At 48.5% G+C, this 25271-nt stretch carries 21 protein-coding genes and 1 other annotated feature; of the genes, 2 read left to right on the forward strand and 19 right to left on the reverse strand.

The window, feature by feature from the left end; genetic code table 11:
• Window positions 1-2: 2 nt before the first annotated feature.
• The 7 genes from NSQ39_RS13195 to NSQ39_RS13225 form a co-directional block, all read right to left on the reverse strand.
• Window positions 3-1013, reverse strand: a complete 1011-nt coding sequence (locus tag NSQ39_RS13195; RefSeq protein ID WP_046132063.1) for a rod shape-determining protein — start codon at window positions 1011-1013, stop codon at window positions 3-5.
• Window positions 1014-1098: 85 nt separating this feature from the next.
• Window positions 1099-1791: a RadC family protein gene (gene radC / locus NSQ39_RS13200; RefSeq protein ID WP_175075742.1), complete on the reverse strand. Its 693-nt coding sequence runs from the start codon at window positions 1789-1791 to the stop codon at window positions 1099-1101.
• Window positions 1792-1828: 37 nt separating this feature from the next.
• Window positions 1829-2401 (reverse strand): Maf family protein, encoded by a 573-nt coding sequence (locus tag NSQ39_RS13205; protein WP_046132062.1) that lies wholly within the window; start codon window positions 2399-2401, stop codon window positions 1829-1831.
• 155 nt (window positions 2402-2556) lie between these two features.
• Window positions 2557-3579, reverse strand: coding sequence for an SPOR domain-containing protein (locus tag NSQ39_RS13210; protein ID WP_175075664.1), 1023 nt, complete (start codon window positions 3577-3579; stop codon window positions 2557-2559).
• A gap of 191 nt (window positions 3580-3770) precedes the next feature.
• Entirely contained in the window at window positions 3771-4508 is a 738-nt protein-coding gene (locus NSQ39_RS13215; RefSeq protein WP_175075665.1) for a prepilin peptidase, read from the reverse strand.
• A gap of 148 nt (window positions 4509-4656) precedes the next feature.
• Window positions 4657-5955 carry a bifunctional folylpolyglutamate synthase/dihydrofolate synthase gene (locus tag NSQ39_RS13220; RefSeq protein ID WP_175075666.1) on the reverse strand — a complete coding sequence of 433 codons (1299 nt, stop codon included), beginning with the start codon at window positions 5953-5955 and terminating at the stop codon, window positions 4657-4659.
• Window positions 5956-6030: 75 nt separating this feature from the next.
• Window positions 6031-8673, reverse strand: coding sequence for a valine--tRNA ligase (locus NSQ39_RS13225; protein WP_175075667.1), 2643 nt, complete (start codon window positions 8671-8673; stop codon window positions 6031-6033).
• Between the two features lie 60 nt (window positions 8674-8733).
• Window positions 8734-8965: a binding site (T-box leader), on the reverse strand.
• A 168-nt stretch (window positions 8966-9133) separates the two neighbouring features.
• Here NSQ39_RS13225 and NSQ39_RS13230 point away from each other — a divergent pair.
• The gene (locus NSQ39_RS13230) at window positions 9134-9325 is read left to right on the forward strand and encodes a hypothetical protein (protein ID WP_082094150.1); all 192 of its coding nucleotides are present in this window, start codon (window positions 9134-9136) and stop codon (window positions 9323-9325) included.
• Between the two features lie 36 nt (window positions 9326-9361).
• Here NSQ39_RS13230 and ysxE read toward each other — a convergent pair whose 3' ends face one another.
• The 8 genes from ysxE to hemA all read right to left on the reverse strand — a co-directional run bounded on the left by ysxE (window position 9362) and on the right by hemA (window position 18192).
• Window positions 9362-10384, reverse strand: coding sequence for a spore coat protein YsxE (ysxE, locus tag NSQ39_RS13235; RefSeq protein ID WP_046132058.1), 1023 nt, complete (start codon window positions 10382-10384; stop codon window positions 9362-9364).
• Window positions 10385-10400: 16 nt separating this feature from the next.
• On the reverse strand, window positions 10401-11816 hold the full coding sequence (locus tag NSQ39_RS13240; protein ID WP_175075668.1) for a LysM peptidoglycan-binding domain-containing protein: 1416 nt from the start codon (window positions 11814-11816) through the stop codon (window positions 10401-10403).
• Between the two features lie 123 nt (window positions 11817-11939).
• The gene (hemL, locus tag NSQ39_RS13245; protein ID WP_175075669.1) at window positions 11940-13235 is read right to left on the reverse strand and encodes a glutamate-1-semialdehyde 2,1-aminomutase; all 1296 of its coding nucleotides are present in this window, start codon (window positions 13233-13235) and stop codon (window positions 11940-11942) included.
• 26 nt (window positions 13236-13261) lie between these two features.
• Window positions 13262-14236: a porphobilinogen synthase gene (gene hemB, locus NSQ39_RS13250; RefSeq protein ID WP_175075670.1), complete on the reverse strand. Its 975-nt coding sequence runs from the start codon at window positions 14234-14236 to the stop codon at window positions 13262-13264.
• A 3-nt stretch (window positions 14237-14239) separates the two neighbouring features.
• A complete protein-coding gene (locus NSQ39_RS13255; protein WP_341015337.1) occupies window positions 14240-15028 on the reverse strand; it encodes a uroporphyrinogen-III synthase in 789 nt (262 codons plus the stop codon).
• Window positions 15018-15959 carry a hydroxymethylbilane synthase gene (hemC, locus tag NSQ39_RS13260; RefSeq protein ID WP_175075672.1) on the reverse strand — a complete coding sequence of 314 codons (942 nt, stop codon included), beginning with the start codon at window positions 15957-15959 and terminating at the stop codon, window positions 15018-15020. The genes NSQ39_RS13255 and hemC overlap by 11 nt, the downstream gene beginning before the upstream one ends.
• Before the next feature lie 35 nt (window positions 15960-15994).
• Window positions 15995-16825, reverse strand: coding sequence for a cytochrome c biogenesis protein (locus NSQ39_RS13265; RefSeq protein WP_048355979.1), 831 nt, complete (start codon window positions 16823-16825; stop codon window positions 15995-15997).
• Between the two features lie 5 nt (window positions 16826-16830).
• A complete protein-coding gene (gene hemA, locus NSQ39_RS13270) occupies window positions 16831-18192 on the reverse strand; it encodes a glutamyl-tRNA reductase (protein WP_175075673.1) in 1362 nt (453 codons plus the stop codon).
• A 185-nt stretch (window positions 18193-18377) separates the two neighbouring features.
• On the opposite strand from hemA, the gene NSQ39_RS13275 reads away from it, so the two are divergent.
• Complete coding sequence (locus NSQ39_RS13275; RefSeq protein WP_175075674.1) at window positions 18378-18863, forward strand: hypothetical protein; 486 nt, start codon at window positions 18378-18380, stop codon at window positions 18861-18863.
• Window positions 18864-18910: 47 nt separating this feature from the next.
• Here NSQ39_RS13275 and yihA read toward each other — a convergent pair whose 3' ends face one another.
• The 4 genes from yihA to clpX form a co-directional block, all read right to left on the reverse strand.
• Window positions 18911-19498, reverse strand: coding sequence for a ribosome biogenesis GTP-binding protein YihA/YsxC (gene yihA / locus NSQ39_RS13280; protein WP_175075675.1), 588 nt, complete (start codon window positions 19496-19498; stop codon window positions 18911-18913).
• Window positions 19495-21819, reverse strand: a complete 2325-nt coding sequence (lon, locus tag NSQ39_RS13285; protein ID WP_175075676.1) for an endopeptidase La — start codon at window positions 21817-21819, stop codon at window positions 19495-19497. Before lon ends, yihA begins: the two co-directional genes overlap by 4 nt.
• 204 nt (window positions 21820-22023) lie before the next feature.
• Window positions 22024-23679, reverse strand: coding sequence for an ATP-dependent protease LonB (lonB, locus tag NSQ39_RS13290; protein ID WP_046132047.1), 1656 nt, complete (start codon window positions 23677-23679; stop codon window positions 22024-22026).
• A gap of 126 nt (window positions 23680-23805) precedes the next feature.
• Window positions 23806-25071, reverse strand: coding sequence for an ATP-dependent protease ATP-binding subunit ClpX (gene clpX, locus NSQ39_RS13295; RefSeq protein ID WP_046132046.1), 1266 nt, complete (start codon window positions 25069-25071; stop codon window positions 23806-23808).
• Between the last annotated feature and the right edge of the window lie 200 nt (window positions 25072-25271).

Consider the following 25271-nt stretch of genomic DNA (forward strand, 5'->3'; position numbering starts at 1 on the left):
CCTTAATTTTTCCCTTTAAATAGATGAATTTGTTCGAGTGCTTTACCTGTTCCGATCGCTACACAGTCAAGAGGGTCTTCCGCAATGATAACCGGCATTTTCGTTTCTTCGCTGATGACTTTATCCAAATGGCGAAGAAGCGCGCCTCCGCCCGTCAGGACGATTCCGCGGTCCATAATGTCAGCCGCAAGTTCAGGCGGTGTTTTTTCCAGCGTATTTTTCACGGCGTCTACGATTGCAGACACAGTATCGCGAAGCGCCGCCGTAATTTCTTTCTCGGTGATTTCAATCGTTTTCGGCAGTCCTGTTAAAAGATCGCGGCCGCGGATTTCCATGCTTTCTCCGTTTTCACTTGCTTCGGCCGAGCCGATTTCGAGTTTGATAGCTTCGGCAGTGCGATCCCCGATCATCAGATTGTACGTTTTTCTGATATAAGAGATAATCGCCTCGTCCATCTCATCCCCGGCTACACGGATGGATTGGGAAGTGACAATTCCTCCAAGGGAAATAATCGCGACTTCGGTCGTTCCTCCGCCGATGTCAACAACCATGCTTCCGGTCGGCTCCCAAACAGGCAGGTTTGCGCCGATCGCCGCGGCAAACGGTTCTTCAATCGGATAGGCGTCTCTTGCGCCCGCCTGGCGTGTGGCATCGATAACCGCGCGCTGTTCTACCGCTGTAATTCCGGATGGAACACAGACCATTACATAAGGTTTTCTTGCAAACAATCCTTTGTTTTTCACAGCTTTGCTAATATAATGCTTCATCATCGTTGCCGTTGTTTCATAATCAGCGATGACTCCGTCTTTCATCGGGCGGAGCGCAACGACATTTCCCGGAGTCCGTCCGATCATATTTTTCGCGTCATTACCGACTGCGACAATTTGCTTTGTGTCCGTTTGAAGCGCAACGACAGAAGGCTCCCTAACGACAATTCCTTTTCCTTTGACAAAGACAAGCGTATTCGCTGTTCCCAAATCTATTCCAAGGTCTCTCGCACCAATTCCAAACATTTGTATGTATCTTCCTTTCTTAAAACAAATTCCTAAGCAAAAACCATAAATTCTATTATAGCTTAATTTAATGAAAAAAAAAGTGTTACAAATATCCTTTTTCTTTTAAGCTCACAAATTTTTGATCGCCGATGATAATATGGTCGAGCAATTCGATTCCGATGAGCTGTCCGCATTCATTGAGACGCCTTGTAACATCGATATCTTCGCTGCTCGGTGCCGGGTCTCCCGAAGGATGGTTGTGCACGCAGATAAAAGAAGCGGCTGACCGCTTCAAAGCCTCCTTAAACACTTCCCGCGGATGGACAATGGAAGAGTTCAGGCTGCCGATAAAGACGGTGCGTTTGTGGATTACCTGATTTTTAGAATTCAGGTAGAGACAGACGAAGTGTTCCTGAGACAAAAAACGCATATCTTCCATCAGCAAATTCGCTGCATCCTCAGGAAAGCGGATCACATGCCGCTCTTCGTACACAAGCTTATGAATGCGCCGGCCGAGTTCGAGAGCCGCCAATATTTGAACGGCTTTCGCGCGGCCGATGCCCGAGATGCTTGAAAGCTCTTCAACAGATGCTTCTTTTAATAAACGCAGGCCGTCGAACGTCTGAAGAAGGCGGCTTGAAAGCTGGAGAACCGATTCTTTTTTTGTTCCGGTTCTTAAAAGAACCGCCAGCAATTCATGATTTGACAGGCTTTCGGCGCCCATGTTCAAGAGCCGTTCGCGAGGCCTTTCATCTTCCGGAAAATCTCTTAATTTTAATGGCTGATCGCTAATGATAAAACCCTCCCTGTGATTCCCCTTCCCGTTCGGTTCATCAATAGGAGTGCAGACCAAACCGCTTCAGCATTCTCATCGTTTTGGAAATAGGCAGCCCCACAACCGTGTAGTAATCGCCCTTAATATGTTTGACGAAGAGCGCGCCCTTTCCCTGTATTCCGTATGAACCTGCTTTATCAAACGGTTCGCCCGTATCAATATAGGCGCTGATTTCTTTATCTTCGAGAGGCCAAAAGGTGACTTCGGTTTCCTCAAAAAATGTTTCGCATTTGCTGTTTGACTTGATGCAGACACCCGTCAGCACCGAATGGGTTTGTCCGGAAAGCATTTTCAGCATCCTTCCGGCTTCCCCGGCATCTTTCGGCTTGCCCAGACAAACGCCTTCAAAACAAACTATGGTGTCGGCGCCAAGCACGACAGCATCAGGATATTGCTCGGCTACTTTTCGCACTTTTTGTTCCGCCAACCATTTGACGTTCTCTTCCGGCGAAAAGTTTCGGTTTAATTTTTCTTCTGCGTTGCTCGCCACGACGCGGTATGGAATGTGCAGGAGGTCGAGGAGTTCCTTTCTGCGGGGTGATTGTGAAGCTAAAATAAGCGGCTGTGTCATGGGAAGCCATCCTTTCACGGGTTTTTTGCTTAAGAAATAAAGATACTTGTTTTATCCTACCAAAAGAAAGCCTCAGCCACAATTTCAGAAAAATAACTTTTTGATGACAAAAATCGATAAATCAAAAAAACCAGCCCATCGGCTGGTTCAAATGATTATTTCATTTGGCTGAGCAATAGCTGCTGGCTTTTCCAGCCGTTTGCCGCTGTCGGTTTTTCCAGCAGATTCACGGCCTTTAGTATGCCCTCTTTTATCTTTTCCGAGTCTCCATTTGGCTTTATTCCATCAATTTCCGCTTTGAGATCGGCGACGTTTTTCGCGGTTACCTCGGCGCCGAGAATCGCTTTTGCCGACAGCTCTGCCGCTTCTTTAAAAGCCGGGGACAAATCGGAATCAAGCGAAACCGACAGCTCTTTTCCGCCCCACGCATCAAGATCGTGATCGATCAAAATCTGTCCGAGCTGAGAAGTCATCTGCTTTTCACCGGTTATGCCGGCGATCACGTAATATCCGTCATCTTTTGCCAGCGGAACAGCGGCATATCCTTTTTCAACGATTTGAGAAGCCATCGTTTCCGCCCCTTCTTTTGAAGAGAATTTGCCCGCCTGCACGGCAAAGCCTTTAAAATCCGCACCGGCTTTGCCAGCCGCCTGTTTTTCGCCATCGCTGTCCCCGGCTTTGACCGCCCCGCCGTCTTCCGCATTCGCGCCAAGACTGCCCGATGCCGGCACTTCTCCTTTATCTGATGCAAGGTTGAGAGCAAAAACGCCGAGGCCTGTGCCGAGCAAAACAGCGAAAATAATCGTCATCGCGAAACGCTTAACGGGGTAAGAAAACGTTCGTTTCGCCTTTTGACTGCCTTTGGCTTCATGTTTCTTTTGATAAGGCGTCACCACTTTTGGATCGTCTTTAAAAACGGCCTCTTCCTCATCCGGCTCAGCCCATGTAAATTCGTCCGTTTCGGGTTTTCTGTCCTCCTTTGAAGCGGATATCTCCTGCTCCGCCTTCCGCTTTTCTTCCCAATTCGAAAAGGTCAGTTTCTTTTCCTTATGTTTTTCCTGCGCCTCTGCTTTCGCCGTGCCGTATATCGTCTCTTCCTTTCCGTTGATCATCACTTTGAGCGGATCTTCTTTAGGCGTGTTCCCGGCCGAAATTTTCTTGCTTTTCCGTTTTTTCAATGTACATCCCTCGCTTTCTGTTTTTGATTGTATGATGAGCATAGCAGTATCCCGTTAGAAACAGAGGGAGCCAAAAGGAAGGAGGAGATCTCCTGAAGGCTTGTCCCTCTTATTGTCCACACTGTATCACAGCCCGAAAAAAAAAGAACAAGACTTTTGTCGTCTCGTTCAAAAAGGTTTCGTCAAATTTTTTATGCCGTCATTTGGACGTACAAATCGATCAGCTGATCGCCGTAAAAATAGCCTGTCAGCGTTCCGATCAAAATGGCGGGCGCAAACGGAAAGGGATCCCTTCGCTTGAGCTTTCCGCAAGCCATGGCTGTAAGCCCGATCACCGTTCCGCAGGCGGCGGACAGGAAAAACACGAGCACGATCAGCTTGGCTCCCAGGACGACGCCAAGGACGGCAAACAGCTTCACATCGCCCCCGCCGATGCCCCCTTTCGTCACAGCAGCCGTAAAGAGCGGCAGCAGGCATCCGCAAGCCGCCCCCGTTATGCTCGAATGCCAAGGGTCAAGCGGAATCAATAAACGCCCGGCAACGAAAATAGGCAGAAAAACACAAAGTACGGCATCGGGTATGACCATATACGTCACATCTGAGACAAAAGCGATCAGCAGCAAAGAAATGAGCAAAAGCGCCATGACAAGCTCTCCCTCTCCGCCCATCTGCAGCCATGCAAAGGGAAACAGAAAAGCCGCCGTCAGCTCAACGGCCGGATAGACGATCGAAATGGAGCACTTGCACCCTCTGCACTTTCCTCTCTGCAAGACGTAGGACAGCACCGGTATCAGCTCAAGAAAAGTCAATGGGCGGCGGCAGACGGGGCAGGCGGAACGCGGAGCGAGCAATGAGGTTTTTTGAGGGATGCGGCGGCCTGCCGCATTAAAAAAAGAGCCTAGCACCAAACCGGTTATGAAAAAGTACATCAACGAACATCAGCCTCTCGCAGGATTTCCCGGCCCGGATCTTCCGGCAGGCCAGGGGCTTCCATTTTAGCAAACCTTGGAGAGGGCCGCTGTTCGCGAAAATATAAAAATGCGCCTTCAGCCTAAGCTAAAAACGCATTTTTGCCTTTTATCGTTTCAATGCCGCTCTGACGGCGGAAATAAAGTAGAGCGAGCCCGTAATGATCACGACGGCTTTTTCATCCGCAGCTTTTTCTTCGATAAACCGAAACACGGAGTCGATGTTTTCGCCGCAGGTTTTATAGCGGGCCCGGCTTTGCTCGTACAGTTTTTGAGCGGATTCGGCTCTCGGAAAATCAAACGATGTAAAATGAACCGAAGATGCAAACGCCTCTATTTCGCGGATCATATCCTGATAGGGCTTGTCTTTTAAGGCGCTGAAACAAACGTGGATGTTCCGATCCCCAAAGTGAGCGGCTATCGTCTCGGTCAGACGGCCGACGCCTTCTTTGTTATGAGCGCCGTCAATATATGTAAGCGGCTGTTCCAGCACTTTTTCAAAGCGGCCGGCCCATTCCGCTTTTTTCAAACCGGCACGAAGCGCTTCCCGGCTGATATCGGCGTAATTTTCCGCGGCGAGCCATTCAGCTGCAAGAACCGCCAAAGAAGCATTTTGCCGCTGATGGGTGCCGATCAGGCCGGTTTCAAGCTGTTCGTACTGCTGCTCAGGCGTCTTTAGCGAAAACCGTTCGCCATCCGGCAGAGAGAGCTCCCCGTATATGTCGCAAGTCTCCTGAAGGGATATATACGGAGCGCATTTTTCCGCAGCTTTGCGTTTGATCACACCGGCAGCTTCACGCTGATGAACAGCTGTTAACACGGGCACGCCCTGCTTGATGATTCCCGCTTTTTCAGCCGCGATCTCTTCCAGTGTATCTCCCAAGATCGCGGTGTGGTCGCGGCCGATCGAGGTGATGACCGTCAATATCGGTTCGACGACATTCGTCGAATCAAGGCGGCCGCCAAGGCCCGTTTCAAAAATAACAAAATCGGTCTTGCGGTATGCAGCAAAATATAAAAATGCACAAGCGGTGATGATTTCAAATTCGGTGGCCGCCCCAAGTTCGGTTTTTTCCAGCTCCAGGACGAGCGGTGCGATTTCATTGAAAAGCGCCGTCCACTCCTCATCTGAAATCGGAATGCCGTCCACGCTGATCCGTTCGTTGAAGGTTACGATATAAGGGGAAGTGAACGTGCCCGCCGTATATCCGGCTTCCTGCATTATCGAGCGGATAAAGGCGATCGTCGACCCTTTTCCGTTTGTTCCGGCAACGTGCACAGCTTTCATTTTTTTCTCCGGGTGCCCGAGCGCATCAAGCAGCCACTCCATTCGTTCCAGCCCCGGCTTGATGCCGAATTTCAGCCTTCCGTTCAACCAGCTTAGCGCTTCTTCAAACGTGTTGAACAAGCCTGTTCCCTCCCTTCAATGATGAAGGTGTTTTCCGGCCTTGTGAAGACCGAAAAACACCTCGCTTTTCCTTTTTTAGTTTTTCAATTCGGCGATCCTTTTTTCGACGGCTTCGCGTTTTGCTGTATAATCGGCTTCTTTCGCCCGCTCTTCGTCGATGACGTGCTGCGGCGCTTTTTTCATAAAGCCTAAATTGCTTAATTTCTTCTGAACCCGTTCGACTTCTTTGTTCAATTTACCGAGCTCTTTTTCAAGGCGGCTGATTTCTTCGTCAATGTTGATCAGCCCTTCAAGCGGCAAAATCAACTCTGCCCCTGATACAACGGCAGTCATCGCTTTATCAATCGTCTTGACGTCCGTTCCGATTTCAAGCACGCTCGGGTTTGTAAAGCGTTCCACGTAAGAGCGGTTTTCTTCAAGGCGCCCGGCGACTTCAGGCGAGCTCGTTTTGATATAAAGCTCGATCTGTTTGCTGAGCGGTGTATTGACTTCACTGCGGATATTCCGCACTGCACGGATCACTTCAACGAGAAGCTTCATATTTGCCGCAGCCTCTTCGTCGGAATATGCTTTGACGACTTCAGGCCACTTCGCAACCGTAATCGATTCACCTTCATGAGGAAGGTGCTGCCAAATCTCCTCTGTTAAAAATGGCATGAACGGATGCAGGAGGCGCATCGTCTGATCCAGTACATACGCCAAAACGGAGCGTGTCGTCTTTTTGGCCGCTTCATCATCGCCGTAAAGCGGAAGTTTGGCCATTTCGATGTACCAGTCGCAGAAATCGTCCCAAATAAAGTTGTAGAGATGGCGGCCGACTTCGCCGAATTCGTATTTTTCTGCAAGATGTGTCACCGTTTCGATCGTTTCGTTTAATCTCGTTAAAATCCATTTATCTGCAACCGATTTTTCACCTGATAAATCGAGTTCTTCATACGTCATACCGTCCATGTTCATCAACGCAAACCTTGAGGCATTCCAAATCTTGTTTGCGAAGTTCCATGTAGATTCGACCTTTTCAAAGCTGAAGCGCAAATCCTGTCCAGGCGAGCTTCCGGTCGCCAGGAAATAGCGGAGTGAATCGGCTCCATACTTTTCGATGACTTCCATAGGATCGACCCCGTTTCCGAGCGATTTGCTCATCTTGCGGCCTAGGTCGTCTCGGATCAATCCGTGAATCAAGACGTCTTTGAACGGACGCTCGCCCGTAAACTCGATGCCTTGGAAAATCATTCTGGACACCCAGAAGAAAATGATGTCATATCCTGTAACAAGAACGTTAGTCGGATAGTAGCGCTTGAAATCTTCCTCATCGACATCAGGCCAGCCCATCGTCGAAAACGGCCACAGAGCCGAACTGAACCACGTGTCAAGAACATCTTTGTCCTGCTCCCAGTTTTCGGCATCCTCAGGCGCTTCAACGCCGACGTAGACTTCACCCGTTTCTTTATGATACCAGGCCGGAATCCGGTGGCCCCACCAAAGCTGGCGTGAAATACACCAGTCGCGGATATTTTCCATCCAGTGAAGGTATGTTTTTTCAAACCGCTCCGGTACGAAATTGACTTTGCCTTCGCTTTTTTGCAATTCGATTGCCGCATCGGCCAGCGGCTGCATTTGGACGAACCATTGCGTTGAAAGGTACGGTTCAACGACTGCGCCGCTGCGCTCGCTGTGACCGACGGAATGCATATGCTCTTCGATTTTGAAAAGAACGCCCTGTTCCTGTAGGTCTTTCACAATCGCTTTGCGGCATTCAAAACGGTCCATGCCTTTATATTGAAGGGCATTATCGTTCATCGTTCCGTCTTCATTCATAACGAGAATCCGCTCCAGATTGTGGCGGTTTCCGATCTCAAAGTCGTTCGGATCATGAGCCGGCGTGATTTTCACCGCACCTGAACCAAATTCCATGTCGACGTAATCATCAGCGACAATCGGAATTTCTCTTCCCGTGATCGGCAGAACGACCGTTTTTCCGATTAGGTGTTTGTACCGTTCATCTTCCGGATGAACCGCAACCGCCGTATCTCCGAGCATCGTTTCCGGACGGGTCGTCGCGATCTCAATCGAGCCTGAGCCGTCTTTCAGCGGATAGCGCATATGGTAGAATGCACCTTGAACGTCTTTATAGATGACTTCGATGTCGCTCAGAGCCGTTTTTGTGGCCGGGTCCCAGTTGATGATATATTCTCCCCGGTAAATCAGCCCTTTTTCATAAAGCTTCACAAAGACTTCGCGAACCGCTTTTGAGAGCCCTTCATCAAGAGTGAACCGCTCTCTTGAGTAATCGAGGCCAAGACCGAGCTTTGCCCATTGGCTGCGAATGAAATCGGCGTATTCCTCTTTCCATTTCCACGTTTCCTCGAGAAATTTTTCACGCCCCAGATCATAGCGGGTTTTTCCTTCCTCGCGCAGCTTGGCTTCAACCTTTGCCTGTGTCGCAATTCCGGCGTGGTCCATTCCCGGAAGCCACAGCACGTCATACCCCTGCATCCGCTTCATTCTCGTGACGATATCCTGCAGCGTCGAATCCCACGCGTGTCCCAAATGCAGCTTCCCTGTCACATTCGGCGGTGGAATGACAACGGTATACGGCTCTTTGTCAGAGTCGTTTGCAGCTTCAAAAAACTTGCCGTTCACCCAATATTCGTATCTGTCTTTTTCGACTTTGGCCGGATCGTATTTTGTCGGCATCGTCAGTTCTTGTTTATCCATTTTCAAACCTCCAGCAATATAAACGGCTGATCAATAGAAAAAGAGTCCTCTTTATCCTGTTAAAAGGACGAAGAGAACTCTCTCGCGGTACCACCTTTTTTCATGAACGCCGAATGAGGCATTCACGCACTTAATGGGATAACGGGCCTTTCCCGAATTTCTCTACTTTTATGTTCAAGAAATTGCGCTCCTGGGCGACCTTCCAAAAAAGACTGGCTGGGAAACCTTTCAGCTCTAGGAGTCCCTCTCTGTAAGCGTCTGTTTTTGTACTCTTCCCATTCAAAGCGGGTGATCATTGATTTTTCAGCACGTACTTTTTTCTTGTTCTTATATTACTAAATCTTTTTCATTTTCGTCAATCATCTTTGCCGTTTTTCTCCCGTTTTATACAAGATTGGGCCATGCACACAAGCTTCGTTTTCTCATATGATGCTGTAACGAAAAGGAGAGGAGGCATAAGGTGCGGAAAAAGTTCAACATTCACTCGCTCCAGCCGTGGCTGAAACAGATAAAGCTTGTCGGTGTTCAAGTCATCCTCCCGCTTACGATCTTTCAAGGCATTCGAACCCTTTTCTTTCCAACGACGTTTGATGTTCTCCTGTTGGGTATTCTCATATTCCTTGCATGCGCCTTTCACCTTGACTGGATATAAAACAGGCAAGGCCTGCTGCAAGCAGAAAAGTCCGCATCATGATGATGGGGACTCTGTTTCTGCCTGGAGTTTTCGGTTTTCTTCTGTTTGATGGATGCCCATTACGAGCGGCTCCGCATTTTTCATTTGCCAATACGCCTTCAGCAGTCTTGTGCATTCTTCTTTCTCTCCGGAGCGTTTTCCCGTCTGATAGCGTTTCAGCTCGTCAAATACGGCTGCCGGATAAGCCATATAGCTTAAAAACAAGCTGATTTCTTCATCGCGCAAAGGGTAGACTTTGTGATACGTATAAAACCAGCTTACACATTCCGGGCACATGACGGGATTTGTCTTAAACATTCTCGTAAAAAATACGATCAGGTCATTTGCAGGCGGCCCGTATCCCGCCTTCTCAAAGTTGGTAAAGTAGCCCGTGCCCATATCATTATACAGAAAGTGGCGGACGGACAATTGCCCGTGGTTTAAGACGAGTCTGGAAGACTCCTTACCTTTGATGGCTTCGTACCACTCATCAAGACGTTCAAGCGCAAAATCGACGGCGGACAGCGTCTCTTTGTAATACATCGCGGCCTGAAGCTGAAATGGCGACATGTACCATTCTTTTTCCGCCACTGTGAGAAACTCTTCATATCTTTGTTTTTGCGCTTCCCATTTTCGTTTTGTCCGTTCATAGTGCCCGAGCGTATCCTCTTGCCTTATATCGGTTTCTTTTTCCGTTTTCTGATGAATAAGAGCGATTTCCTGAAATAAATATTCGTGCTTTTGATCGCGCTCTTCCTCTTTTTGAAGCGAAAGCCACGGCATTAAATAGCAGACATCAGCACCCGCACCGGTCAAAAATTCCCCTGATCGGTTTCTGTAAACGGGAACGAAATTTCTGTAGCCCTTCTCCTCAAGGATGATCATCTGCTCCGTAAAACGGGCATTCCTTGAAGCGACCAGTTTTTTCAGGGCGAATACGCCGTGGTTCGTATATACTTTCCACACTTTTCGACTGACGGGCTCAACATATTGAGCGGCAAGCCCGTATTCATGCAAAACAGACTGGATATCTTCCATTTCTGCTCACCACGCATCAGGCATGGCTGTTTTGATAATCGGGAATATAAAGGATTTGTCCTTCCTTTAATTCTTCATCAAGAGAAAGGGAATTCATCCGGATGAGCTGCTGGGCATTAATGCCGTAACGTTCGCACAGAAGGTCGATTGTATCATTTTGCTGAACGATGCACATCCTCATTCGCGCAAACTCCTCCTCCCCTTGTTTTGTAAACAGTTTCGTTAAATAGAGCGCGTTATCGTTCTCTTTCGTTTCTTCTTCCGCGTTGTCATCCCGTTCTTCTTCAGGCTCTTCCTGCTCATGAAAAGAGTATTCCGGAATTACGATGGAATGGCTCGGCTCCGGTTCTTCTTCTGCTGTTTCCTGTTTTACTTCAATTTCAAAGGACTCCCTTTCCTCCTGCTCTTCTTCATCATGCAGAATAGGAGGAACGCCGAAAAACGGTGTTTCCTTTGTTTCTTCAGAATCGGAATAAGACCTGTATAACGGTTCCGCCGTCTCTTCCGCCGCCTCGCTTTCTTCCATTCTCGGTTCCGCTTTTGCGTCCCCGCTGCTTTCTTCCATTCTCGGTTCTGCTTTTGCGTCCCTGCTGCTTTCCTCCATTCTCAGTTCCGCTTTTGCATCCCTGCTGCTTTCTTCCATATTCCGTTCTGTTTTTACCTCTTCTCTTACTTCCTCAGTTTCCTTTTGCGTTTCCAGCTCGCGCTTCGTTCTTTCCGCAGCGGACAATGAAGCGGCAAAAAACGGTTTTGCTTCGTTTCCGGATTCTCCGAGAAACGATTGATAAATCGGAACCGTTTGTTCATCGGTTTCATCTTCATCTTCGTATGTTTCTTCTTCTACTTCCTGGTCATCGTACGGAGCGTCTAGGCTAATGGAAAACGTCTTTTCTTCAGGATCGTCTTCTTCATCCGGATAAGACCGGTACGCAGGTTCAGGTTCTTCTTCATACTGAGGAATTTCCCCCAGGACCGGCGGGGTGTGCGCCCCGTTTTTCTCCTCTTCTTCCCCGCTCACATTCAGCAGGCCTTCAATCGCCAAGTCCGCCTGAATCGTCAGCATGCGGGCATCTGTCAGCTGATAATCGAAAGCATCAATAAACACAAATACATCGTTTAAATGATTCACCTTGTTTTTCGGAATCGTAATATCTACGGGAAAGCAATGCGTCAGCTCGGCGCTTCCGTCCCCTTTCAATTTTACGTCTTCCACAAATCGGCTTGTCGCAGGCAGCTCAGCATACTCCCGGGTTTGATCTATGTTGTATTCGCCTGTCAGCTCTAATGACCCGCGTATTGATACGTAATCATTCACTTCCTGAACGGAAATGTCAGGATCCAATGATATCGATAACAATTCCGATACTTCCTGTCCTTTTTGAAAACAGATCGACTCTTCCACAGAAAATTGCAAACGGTGGTTTTGCGGCAAACTGATATCCTCCCTTCACCTAATTTTTAAAATTAGATGTCAGTAAAGATGTATGAAAAAAAACGGCAAAATATGAACATAAAAAAAAGGGCCGCCGGCAATGCCGGCAGCCTCCTTCGTTCTTTACTTTTTGCGGCTGATCGCGCTGAACACCCGTTCAACCGCTCTGATCGTATGTTCAATGTCTTCATCCGTGTGGGCGGTTGACAAAAACAGCCCTTCAAACTGTGACGGCGGCAGGAACACGCCTTCATCCGCCATGCCTTTGTAATAGTCGGCAAACAGGCTGAGGTCAGACTGTCTGGCGGTTTCATAATTGATGACAGGCCCGTCTGTGAAAAAGAAGCCGATCATCGATCCCGCCCGGTTAAATGTATGCGGAATGCCGTTTTTCCGGGCGGCTTCAGAAATTCCTTTTTCAAGAAGATCCGCTTTGCGTGAAAATTCCCGATAAGAATCAGGCGTCAGCTGCTTCAATGTTTCGAGTCCGGCTGTCATGGCAAGCGGGTTGCCGGACAATGTGCCGGCCTGATAAATCGGTCCGCTCGGCGCGATTTTCTCCATGATTTCGGCTTTTCCTCCGTACGCACCGACTGGAAGCCCGCCGCCGATCACTTTTCCGAGACACGTCAAATCAGGCGTCACATCGAAATAGCCTTGGGCGCAATTGTAATCGACCCTGAAGCCCGTCATAACCTCGTCAAAGATCAAAAGCGCACCATATGTTTCGGTAAGCTCGCGGAGTCCTTCGAGGAACCCTTTAACAGGCGGCACGACACCCATATTGCCGGCTACAGGCTCGACAATGACGCCGGCGATGTCGTCTCCGAACTCTTTGAAGACAAGCTTCATCGTTTCGAGATCATTGTATGGAACGGTAATCGTATTTTTGGCAATGCTTTCGGGAACACCCGGGCTGTCAGGCAAGCCGAGCGTCGCTACTCCGGAGCCCGCCTTGATGAGCAGCGAATCGCCGTGCCCGTGATAACAGCCTTCAAATTTCACGATTTTATTCCGGCCGGTATATCCCCTTGCAAGCCTTAATGCGCTCATCGTCGCTTCGGTTCCCGAGCTGACCATCCGGACGATTTCTATGGAAGGGACGCGTTCAATGACAAGCTCGGCGAGCTCTGTTTCCAGCTCGGTCGGCGCACCGAAGCTTGTCCCGTTTTTGGCCGTCTCTTGAATGCTTTTCACAACTTGTTCGTTGCTGTGCCCTAAAATGAGCGGACCCCATGATAAGACGTAATCAATATATTCGTTTCCGTCGATATCATAAATCTTCGAACCTTTGCCCCGTTCCATGAAAATCGGATCCATGTTTACCGATTTAAACGCGCGGACCGGACTGTTTACTCCGCCCGGCAGGACTTGCTGGGCTTTTTTAAAAGCCGCTTTAGATTTTTCATAGCTCCGCATTCGCTAAAACCTCCAGTCGATTTTCGTTATTCTGCAATCCATTTTGCCGCATCTTTTGCAAAATACGTAATGATCAAATCACAGCCTGCCCGCTTCATGCTTGTCAGCATTTCAAGGACCAGCGCTTTTTCATCGATCCAGCCGTTTTGGCCTCCCGCTTTTACGATCGAATACTCTCCGCTCACATTGTATCCTACGACAGGCAGATTGAACTCGTTTTTCACGTCGCGGACGATATCCAAATAGGAGAGAGTCGGTTTGACGATTAGAAAATCGGCGCCTTCTTCCACATCGGATTTCGCTTCTCTGATGGCTTCCAGGCGGTTGGCGTAATCCATTTGATACGTTTTCCGGTCTCCGAACTGCGGGCTGCTTCCTGCTGCATCGCGGAACGGCCCGTAAAACGCACTCGCATATTTTACAGCGTAAGACATAATCGGCACGTTCGTAAACCCTTCCTCGTCAAGCGCCTCTCTGATGGCGGCAACGAACCCGTCCATCATGTTGGAAGGCGCGATGATGTCAGCGCCGGCCCTGGCCTGGCTGACCGCCGTCTTCGCCAGGAGAGCGAGCGATTCGTCGTTTAAGATTTCGCCGTTCTCGACGAGGCCGCAGTGGCCGTGATCCGTATATTCGCAAAGGCATGTATCGGCGACTACGACAAGCTCCGGGAAGTCCTCTTTTATTTTTGCGATCGCTTTTTGGACGATACCATGGTCATGATATGCTTCACTTCCGACAGCATCTTTGTGTTCCGGGACGCCGAAAACGATAACCGATTGAATGCCGAGGCTTGCGACTTCTTCAAGTTCTTCGTTCAGTCTGTCCAGTGACAGCTGATACACGCCGGGCATTGAAGGCACTTCACTTTTAATGTTCTCTCCTTCGATTGCAAAAATCGGATAAATAAAGTCTGATGCTCTTAATTCGGTTTCTCTGACAAGCTTCCTCATGCCTGCCGTTGTCCGCAGACGGCGGTGTCTGTGAAATGATGCTTTCATTTGTCATACTCCTTTTCTTGAAATGCTGCACATCGTATCCAGCATTCCGTCAATTGTATAAACCTCCGGCATAGTTGAAGGGATTCCGTATTCCGAGAGCGCCTTTTTCGTCAAAGGCCCGATGCTGATAAAGGATGTGCCTTTTTCGACCCACCTTTTGCTCTCCTCTTTCAATATGCTCATAAACGCATGTACGGTCGAAGAGCTCGTAAACGTCACGAAATCAAACGCTTCACGCGCTGCCGTACTTTTGAGCAGACAGATTCCATCCGTGTCGGGGACGGTTTCATACAAGACCCACTCCGAAATGTCAACGCCGAGCGGGGTAAGGGTTTCTTTTATAACATCGCGCGATAAATTCCCTTTCAAAACCGCCACCTTGTCACTCGGGCCGGCTTTTTGCAGCAGCGCTTCTGCAAGCTCTTCAGCGATGTAACGTTGCGGAATAAGGTCTACCCGGACATTCCTGTCTTCTAAATATCGGGCGGTCTTTTCGCCGACAGCGGCAACCTTTGCCCTGGATGCGGCCGAAATCCCGATTCCGTGATCTTCCATGTAAGAAAAAAAGAACTTCGCTCCGTTTACGCTAGTAAAGACAAGCCAGTCCGCCTGGCCGATGTCCGCTTGAAATTGCGGGGCCCGATCAGAAGAGAGAGCGGGCCGGAACGAGATCAAAGAGGTTAATACCGCTTCTCCCCCCAAATCCTTCACCTTTTTTCCAAATGACTGGGCTTGCGCTTTATTGCGGGTGACGAGCACCTTCTTTCCTTGCAGAGGAAGATCACGATTCATGATTGTCCAGCTCCTGCTTGACCCGGTCAATTAAATCCTTGGCTCCTTTTTGCGCCATCCGTTCGGCGCACTCTTTGCCGACGGCTGCGGGATCTGTCCCGCTCGTCTTTTCCCTGTATACCGTTTTGCCGTCCGGGGAAGCGACAAGACCGGTCAGTTCGATGACATCTTCTTCATTCATCACGGCAAAGCCCGCAATCGGAATTTGACACCCGCCCTCCATCGCATGAAGAAAAGCGCGTTCAGCCGTGACAGTCTGCTCTGTGTAACAGTCATTCAGCCGGGATAACAGACCGAGCAGCTCCTCGTCCGCAGCTCTGCACTCAATCGCCAACGCACCTTGCCCGACTGCAGGCAGGCAGCTCTCAGGCTCTAGAAACTCCGTCACGACATCGTCTTTCCAGCCCATTCTCGAAAGGCCGGCAGCCGCCAAAATAATCGCGTCATACTCGTCAGTCTCAAGCTTTTTGAGCCTTGTGTCGATATTCCCTCTGATCCATTTAATCTCAAGGTCGGGACGGATCTGCAAAAGCTGGGCGCTTCTCCGCAGGCTGCTCGTACCGACAACCGCCCCCTGCGGAAGCTCTGCGAGTGTTTGACGTTTTTTTGAAATGAGCGCATCGCGGACATCCTCCCGCTTCGGAACGCAGCCGATCACAAGGCCCTCCGGAAGCGCGGACGGCATGTCCTTCATGCTGTGAACCGCCATATCAATTTCTCCTGAAAGCATGGCCTGCTCGATTTCTTTAACGAAAAGGCCTTTTCCGCCGACCTTTGACAAGGTGACGTCAAGAATCCGGTCGCCTTTCGTCACGATTTCCTTTATTTCAAATGTAACATTCGGATGCAGTTCCTCCAGTTTTTTGATTACCCATTTCGTCTGGGTCATCGCCAATTTGCTTCTTCTTGAGCCTACGATGATATTTCTCATATGTTCTTCCTCCCATTTCCGTACGGGCAACCGTTTTAACTAAACCAATGAAATTGTGAAAAGCTGCCTAGTAAAAAGAAATTGATTAAGAGAACAAGAAAAGACGCGGTGTTCCACATAGCCGCGATCCTCCCCTGCAGCTCTTTGACGATCCTGATAAATAAATAATAACCATATAAAAAGAGAAGCACGATGGAGCCGAGCACTTTCGGATCCGTCCAGTACAGGGTCTCAAGCGACACATACGACCAGATGATCCCGAGGATCAGGCTCAAGAGGAGCATGGGCACGCCGATGATATTGAGGACGTAAGCCATGTAATCAAGCTTTGCCAAATCCTCGATTCTCAAAAGCCATTTTCCCCACTTTTTCTTTTTCAATAAATTGTACTGAAAAAGATAAAGCATTGAAAAGACAAATGACAAAGAAAATGCTCCGTATGAGAGAATCGCCATCGTAATGTGAATGATCAGAAGCTCTGACACCAGCCTGCCCGAAAGCTCCGCCGACTGCTGTGCGGTCGGTGTAAACGTATGAATCGCCACCATGGAAAAGCCGATCACGTTTGTGAAAAAGACGAGAAAATCCACCTTCAAGAGCTTTGTCAATACAAGGGACAGCGTGACAAGCACCCAGGCATAAAAATAAAGACCCTGCACATTGTTCAGCACAGGAAACGCCTCGGTATACCACATAAAATAAAAAAGATACACCGTCTGAAGAATCCAGACAATAGAAAGCAACCAGAAGGCCGCTTTGCCTGCCTTCCGGTTGTGCTGTAGAAAATCTATAAAATAAAAGAGAACGCTGAGCGCATATAACACGATCGTGCCTTCATTAAGCCTTGCTAGCAGTGTATCTGTCATGACCGTCACTCACTCGCGATAGAAGTGTAGCCCTGCTGATGCTGTTTTTTAAAGCCGTGAACCAGCTGGCGCTCATCTTGTTTCTTTTCATTCGCGAAAGCCGCTTCTTCAATATCGAAAATCTGCGTGAACAGGCTGAGCTTTTCCTCTGCATCCGATTCTGAGGCAAACTCTTTCGCTTTTAAAATCGGATCGCGCAAAAGCTGGTTGATGATGCTTTTCGTATGTTTATTTAAAAGCTTCTTTTCCCTCATACTTAAATGAGGCAGCTTGCGCTCAATGCTCTGCATCGTTTCAGACTGGATCGCGAGGGCCTTCTCCCTCAATGCCGAGATGACCGGAACGACTCCGAGCGTATTGAGCCATTGCTTAAAGGCGACGATTTCCGCCTCGATGATGAGCTCGACTTCTTCAGCCACGGCCTGGCGCTCTTTCAAGTTTTCCTCGACGATGCCTTCAAGATCGTCGATATCATACAAAAAGACGCCTTCCACGTCTTGAAGCGCAGGATCAAGGTCGCGCGGCACGGCGATATCCACCATGAAAAGCGGACAGCCTTTCCGAAGCTTGTTGACCTGTTCGATCATCTCTTTTGTAATGACATAGCCGTTTGCACCGGTCGAGCTGATGAGAATGTCAGCTTCCGTCAGAGCGCATTGCAGCTCGTTCAGGCTCTTAGCCTCGCCTGAAAAGCGGCCGGCCAGCTCTTTTGCCTTTGAAAATGTTCTGTTGATGACCGTAACCTGTCCGATTCCTTGTCCGTGAAGGTTTTGCACGGCTAGCTCTCCCATTTTGCCCGCTCCGAGAATGAGAACGTGCTTATCCGCAAGGCTGCCGAAGATTTTTTTCGCCAGCTCAACGGCGGCATAGCTGACAGATACCGCATTTGATGCGATGTCCGTCTCAGCATGGCACCGTTTGGCAACGGTGACAGCCTGTTTAAACAAATAGTTGAAAACGGTACCAATCGTCTTCTCTTCCTGAGCGAGCTTGAAGCTTGTGCGCACTTGGCCCAAAATCTGCGTTTCGCCGATGATCATTGAATCAAGGCCGCACGATACACGGAACAGATGTTCAACCGCTCCGTCATTTTCATAATATTTTAAGTAAGGCGACATGTCTTCTTTATCCATGCCGAACCAATCCGCCAAAAACCTTTTCATATAATAGCGTCCGGTGTGCAACTGATCTACGACAGCATACAGTTCTGTTCGGTTGCATGTCGACACGATGATGTTTTCGAGTATGCTTTTCTCTTCTTTTAACTGCGACATGGCGCGTCCCAAATCGCTGGGCTGGAACGTTAATTTTTCGCGTATATGAACAGGGGCCGATTTGTAATCCAATCCCACAACAAGTATATGCATAATTCCTGCTTGCACCCCCAACATCTATCTAGATTAGAATAATTACAATATAGAATTTATTATTCACAACGATTATAACATATATTCACTATTTTCTCTTCACAAAATGTGAACAGATTTTAAAAAAATGTTGTGTTATAGTAGAAATTGCTTTCCTATTTTCTTTAAAACGAGAAGGTGATAGTTTGAAAAAGAAATCGATTTTGCTCCCGTGCCTGTTCCTTGCCGTATCGATTTACGCAATATTGCGTTCCGGACAAATCAGCCTCTTTGACGGACAAGGGGAATGGTCTGTTTTGGCCGCTCTCGTGGGCCTCGCATTTTTATATCAGGGGCACAAAGAAGCCGATAACGCTCATTTTTTTGCCGGCTTGCTGCTTACCGCAATCGGCGTTTATTTCGCCTTTAAACAGGAGCTTTTCGGACAAGCTGACGATTTCACCGCGGTCGTCCTGATTGCCGGATGCGCCCTGTTCATCAGATCGCTTCGCACGAAAGAATATCAATTTGAAAGTTTTTTGATGATCGCCTTTGCGCTGTATCTTTATTTTTTCAACCGGATCATTGCCTGGCTTCAATCGCTTAAAATTGAAACATCCTATGTAGAAGCATACTGGCCGGCCGCACTGATTGCAGCCAGTCTGCTCTTATTATTCTTAAAAAGAAAATAATTTATTCCGCAAAAAAGCACCTGCATCCATGACGCAAGTGCTTTTTTTCAGCCGTTGATCATTTGTTCAATTGCGGCCCATGCCTCCTGCTTTCCTTTTTTCGTTTCCGAGGAAAACAGAATCAGTTTGTCTCCATCTTCAATATTCAGCGTCTGTCTGACGACTTTTGCATGCTTATCCCATTTTCCTTTTGGGATCTTATCAGCCTTTGTCGCAATGACAATCACCGGAATATCATAATGCTTTAAAAAGTCATACATCATGACATCATCCTGTGAAGGCGCGTGTCTGAGGTCGACGATTTGTACGACTGCTTTCAGTTCTTCGCGCAACGTTAAATACGTCTCGATCATCCGGCCCCACGCTTCGCGCTCGGTCTTGGACACTTTTGCAAATCCGTAGCCCGGAACATCCACGAAATGGAGCACATCATTGATGATATAGAAGTTGAGCGTCTGTGTTTTGCCGGGCTTTGAAGACGTTCTCGCTAAATTTTTCCGGTTGATCATTGTATTAATGAATGATGATTTCCCGACATTCGATCTCCCGGCAAGCGCGATCTCCGGCAGCCCCCCTTCAGGGTACTGCTCGGGTTTCACCGCGCTGATGACGATTTCTGATTTTGTAACTTTCATTTCTCTTCTCCCACTAGCGCATGCTTAAGGACTTCATCCAGATGAGAGACGGGTATGAAATTCAGTCCTTCCCGCACGCTCTCCGGAATGTCCTCAATGTCTTTTTCATTATCTTTCGGTATGATGATGTTTTTCAGCCCGGCCCGGTGCGCGGCGAGCGTTTTTTCTTTCAGGCCGCCGATCGGAAGCACCCGGCCTCTCAGCGTGATTTCCCCGGTCATGCCAACATTGCGGGAAACCGGGCGGCCCGTCAGTGCAGAAATGAGAGCGGTCGCCATTGTGATGCCGGCGGACGGACCGTCCTTCGGAACAGCGCCTTCCGGAACATGGATGTGAATGTCGTGCTTTTCATGAAAATCCGGACTGATCTTTAATTCTTCCGCTTTTGAACGGACATAGCTGAACGCAGCCTGCGCCGATTCCCTCATGACATCGCCGAGCTTTCCGGTTAAGATCAGCTTTCCTTTACCCGGTGAAAGCGACACTTCGATAGAAAGCGTGTCACCGCCGGCTGTTGTGTAAGCAAGCCCCGTCACGACGCCGATTTGGTCATCCAGCTCCGCTTGCCCGTATCTGAAGATTCGTTTTCCCAGATAGTCCTCAAGATTTTTCTCTGTGACCGTGATTCTTTTTCTTTCTCCTGAGACGATCAGCTTTGCCGCTTTTCTGCAGATCGAGGCAATTTGGCGCTCAAGGTTCCGTACCCCGGCTTCCCTCGTATAATAGCGGATGACATCAAGTACGGCCTGATCCCGCATTTGCAGGTTTGATTTTTTCAGCCCGTGCTCCTTGATCTGCTTCGGCAGAAGATGGTCTTTGACGATTTCCACCTTCTCCACTTCGGTATAGCCCGCGATCGTAATGATTTCCATTCTGTCTCTAAGCGGAGCAGGAATCGTCGCCAGATTGTTCGCCGTCGCGATAAACAAAACCTTCGATAAGTCAAATGTTTCTTCTATATAATGGTCGCTGAACGTGTGATTTTGCTCAGGATCGAGCACTTCAAGCATCGCTGAAGCCGGGTCGCCCCTGAAATCTGAGGCCATTTTATCAATTTCATCCAGCAGAAATACTGGATTGATTTTGCCCGCTTTTTTCATTCCCTGAATGATCCGGCCGGGCATTGCCCCGACATACGTCCGGCGGTGGCCGCGGATTTCGGATTCATCCCTGACGCCGCCAAGCGAAATGCGGACGAATTTCCGCCCGAGCGATTTAGCGATCGATTTTGCAAGGGAAGTTTTTCCGACGCCGGGAGGTCCGGCCAAACACAAAATCGGTCCTTTTAATGACTTTGTCAGCTTTTGGACGGCTAAGTACTCAAGAACCCGCTCCTTGACTTTCTCAAGGCCGTGATGCTCTTCATCAAGAATTTTGCCGGCAAGGTGAATATCAAGCCTGTCTTCTGTTGCATCATTCCACGGAAGCGAAATCAGCCATTCGATGTAATTGCGGATCACCGAACTTTCTGCAGAGCTTGACGGGATTTTTTCGTACCGGTTCAGCTCTTTGAATGCCGTTTCTTTCACATGGTCCGGCATTCCGGCCTCTTCGATTTTATCCGTAAGCTTTTGAACCTCGCCCGCTTTTCCTTCTTTGTCTCCAAGCTCTTTTTGGATGGCTTTCATTTGCTCGCGGAGGTAGTATTCCTTTTGCGTTCTTTCCATTGAACGCTTCACGCGCTGCCCGATTTTTTTCTCAATCTCCAAGACTTCTTTTTCATTGTGAATCAGGTCGATCACTTTATTCAGCCTTGCTTTCACATCGATTGTTTCCAGCACTTCCTGCTTGTCCTTTAACTTAAGCGGAAGGTGGGAAGCGACGATATCGGCCATTCTCCCGGGCTCTTCAATGTCTGTTACCGCGGCAAACGTTTCAGCCGATATTTTTTTGGAAATCTTTATGTATTGATCAAAGTGGTCGAGCAGGGTGCGCATTAGTGCTTCATCTTCAACATCTTTTTCAGTATCCTCTTCGATTCGCTCGATCGTAACCGATGTATAATCATCCAAATCATGGTATTCAACGATTCGGGCGCGCTGAATGCCTTCCACTAAAACGCGGATCGTTCCGTTCGGAAGCTTCAGCATCTGCTTGATTTTCGTGTAGGTCCCGAATGGGAAGATTTCTTCTTCATCCGGTTCGTCTATCGATATGTCCTTTTGTGTTGCAAGAAAAATTATATGGTCATTCATCATAGACTGTTCAAGCGCCTGCACCGACTTTTCGCGTCCTACATCAAGGTGCAACACCATGGTCGGATAGACGAGTAAACCTCTTAAAGGGAGGAGCGGGATGCTTCGTTTCGTTTCATCTGCCATTTTGACTGACACCTCCGTAACTTTAGTAAGAAACATTATAATACACTTTTTTTATCGATGTACAATGGTAAGTCCCGCGAATTAAAAGGGTCTCCTGTAGTATACCCTTTCTTTCACTTCTGAAAAAGGAAAAGATGTCCTCCGCAAAGAAAACTTGCCCGGATACGGCCCCGTTAAAAAATCCTCACCGAAAAGTGATGAGGATTATACGGATTCTTTTTTGATCTTTACGCCGTCCGGCATTTCTGAAGGCGGATTGACCAATGAAAGGTCAAGCACTTCCTGAAGCGTTTTGACGGGAACGATGCGAATGCCTTCGATCTGCTTTAAGATGGACTGGACATTTTCATGCGGGATAATGACCGTCTTCGCGCCCGCATGCTTGGCAGCTTTAATTTTCGGAATCACGCCGCCGATCGGTTTAACCCGGCCGTGCAGGCTGATTTCACCAGTCATCGCGATCGTATGGTCGATCGGGATTTTGTGGATTGCCGAAAAAATGCCCGCGGCCATCGCAATTCCAGCCGACGGCCCGTCAACCGGGATTCCGCCCGGGAAATTAATGTGGATGTCATAATCTGAAGCTTTTACCCCCATTGTCCTGAGGACGGTCATGACGTTTTCAACAGACCCTTTCGCCATGCTTTTCCGGCGGATCGATTTTGACTGATTGCCGATATTTTCTTCTTCGGCAATGCCGGTAATATTGATCGATCCTTTATCAGCCGCTTGATTGACAGTAACTTCGATCTCTAGCAAAGAGCCGCTGTTCGGACCGTGTACCGCAAGACCGTTGACGATGCCGATCTGCGGCTTACCTCCGATTTTTTGTTCATATTTCGGCGTCAGCTGGCTGGAATGGATCACCCATTCGATATCCTCGAGAGTGACGTGGTCGCGGTCTTCAGTAAGCGCCATCCCGGCGGCGATCTGCATCATATTGACGACTTCGCGCCCGTTCCTCGCATAGCATGTCAAAAGGTCGAGCCCTTCGTCTGTTACGTGTTTTTTAATTTTTTCAGCCGCTTTTTTCGCGACGGTTTTCAATTCGTGCCTTTCAAGGTCTCGGAAAAACACTTCAAGGCAGCGCGAGCGGATGGCGGGAGGAATTTCCTCGGGCATTCTCGTCGTCGCGCCGATCAGTCTGAAGTCCGCCGGCAGCCCGTTTTGAAAAATATCGTGAATATGCTTCGGAATTTGCGTGTTTTCTTCGCTGTAATAGGCGCTTTCCAGAAAGACTTTCCGATCTTCCAGCACTTTCAGCATTTTATTCATTTGAATCGGATGAAGCTCTCCGATTTCATCGATAAATAAAACGCCTCCATGGGCATGTGTGACGGCCCCTTGTTTCGGCTGCGGAATTCCCGCCTGTCCCATCGCGCCGGCTCCCTGGTAAATCGGGTCATGAACCGAACCGATTAAAGGGTCGGCAATTCCCCGCTCATCAAATCGGGCCGTCGTTGCGTCAAGCTCCACAAAAACGGAAGAATCCCGAAAAGGAGAACGTTTATTTTTTTTTGCTTCTTCCAGGACGAGCCGGGCGGCTGCCGTTTTTCCGACCCCCGGAGGGCCGTAGATGATCACGTGCTGAGGATTCGGTCCGCAAAGAGCGGCTTTCAGCGCTTTGATTCCGTCTTCCTGGCCGACAATGTCATGAAAGCTTGTCGGCCGGACTTTTTCTGATAAAGGTTCTGATAAATGGATTGATCTCATTTTCCGGAGCTGTTCCATCTCTTTTTTGGATTCTCTGTCTATCGTAACCTTTTGCGTTCTTTGGTTTTTAAGCAGATTCCAAAAATATAATCCGATGATAATCCCGAAAAATAATTGTACAAAAAGTGCAATGCTCGTCCAGCTCAACTGATGGTCCCTCCCGTATCTGATCTATGTCTGTTAGTATTTCCTGTTGGGAGAGGGAATAAACGTTTCGGAAGGGATAATTTTGGCCAAACAAAAACCCCCTGAAGCTTCAGGGGGATGTAAGCATTATGCCGACGTTTTTTTGTCTTCGGTGGCGACGGTGCCGTCTTTCATAATCAGGCGCGGCGGCTCGCCGTCAGTGACGGTTTCTGCCGTAATCACGCATTTTTCGATATCGTCGCGTGACGGCAGGTCAAACATCACGTCAAGCATGATTCCTTCGATAATGGAACGAAGTCCGCGCGCACCTGTTTTGCGTTCGATCGCTTTTTTGGCGATTGCTTTGAGAGCTTCTTCTTCGAAGACAAGCTCCACATTATCCAGTTCAAGCATTTTCGCGTATTGTTTTACAAGTGCATTTTTCGGTTTTGTCAAAATTTCAACCAGCGCTTTTTCATCAAGCGGTTCAAGGCTGGCGATAATCGGAAGCCGGCCGATGAATTCCGGAATTAAGCCGAAGCGAAGCAAATCTTCAGGAAGCACTTTGGACAACAGCGCTTCTTTCTCAAGGTCTTCGTGCTTGTTGTCGGCGCCGAAACCGATGACTTTCTGACCGAGACGGCGTTTGATAATCTGCTCGATTCCGTCAAAAGCCCCGCCGCAGATGAACAGGATATTGGTCGTGTCAATTTGGATGAATTCTTGATGCGGATGCTTTCTTCCGCCTTGAGGCGGAACGCTGGCAACCGTGCCTTCAAGAATTTTCAGAAGCGCCTGCTGGACGCCTTCACCTGAAACATCGCGCGTAATCGAAGGGTTCTCCGACTTTCTCGCGACTTTGTCAATTTCATCGATGTAGATAATGCCTTTTTCGGCTTTTTCCACGTCATAGTCAGCCGCCTGGATCAGCTTCAGCAAAATGTTTTCCACGTCTTCGCCGACATAGCCCGCCTCCGTCAGGGAGGTAGCGTCAGCGATCGCAAACGGCACATTTAAGATGCGTGCAAGCGTTTGGGCAAGAAGCGTTTTTCCGCTTCCTGTCGGTCCGATCATGGAAATGTTGCTCTTCGACAGCTCGACATCGTCGACTTTGCTGTTGGAGTTAATCCGTTTATAGTGATTGTAAACGGCTACGGCAAGGGATTTTTTCGCCTGGTCCTGGCCGATTACGTATTCATCAAGAATTTCACGGATTTCCTGCGGCTTCGGAACATCTTTAAACTCCACTTCTTCTTCATTGCCGAGTTCCTCTTCGACGATCTCAGTGCAAAGTTCGATGCACTCATCACATATATATACGCCTGGTCCGGCGACAAGCTTGCGTACCTGATCTTGGGTTTTTCCGCAAAACGAGCATTTCAATTGTCCTTTTTCCTCGTTGAATTTAAACATTCTTTCACCCCTTATATCCTTGTCATATCCGTTTCTTCGTTAAAAGAAACATACGCTGTAAAACATTCGTTCCATTATGTATTGCATTTTACCACACTTTCCAAAAAGGCGATAACATTGTGTTTGCCTTTCCGGCATATTCAATATGTATGTTGATCCGCTTGACATTATCTATCCTTTCCAAAAGAAGGGCCGATAAG

This window comes from Bacillus sp. FSL W8-0848, from assembly GCF_038007805.1.
GTDB lineage: Bacteria > Bacillota > Bacilli > Bacillales > Bacillaceae > Bacillus > Bacillus glycinifermentans.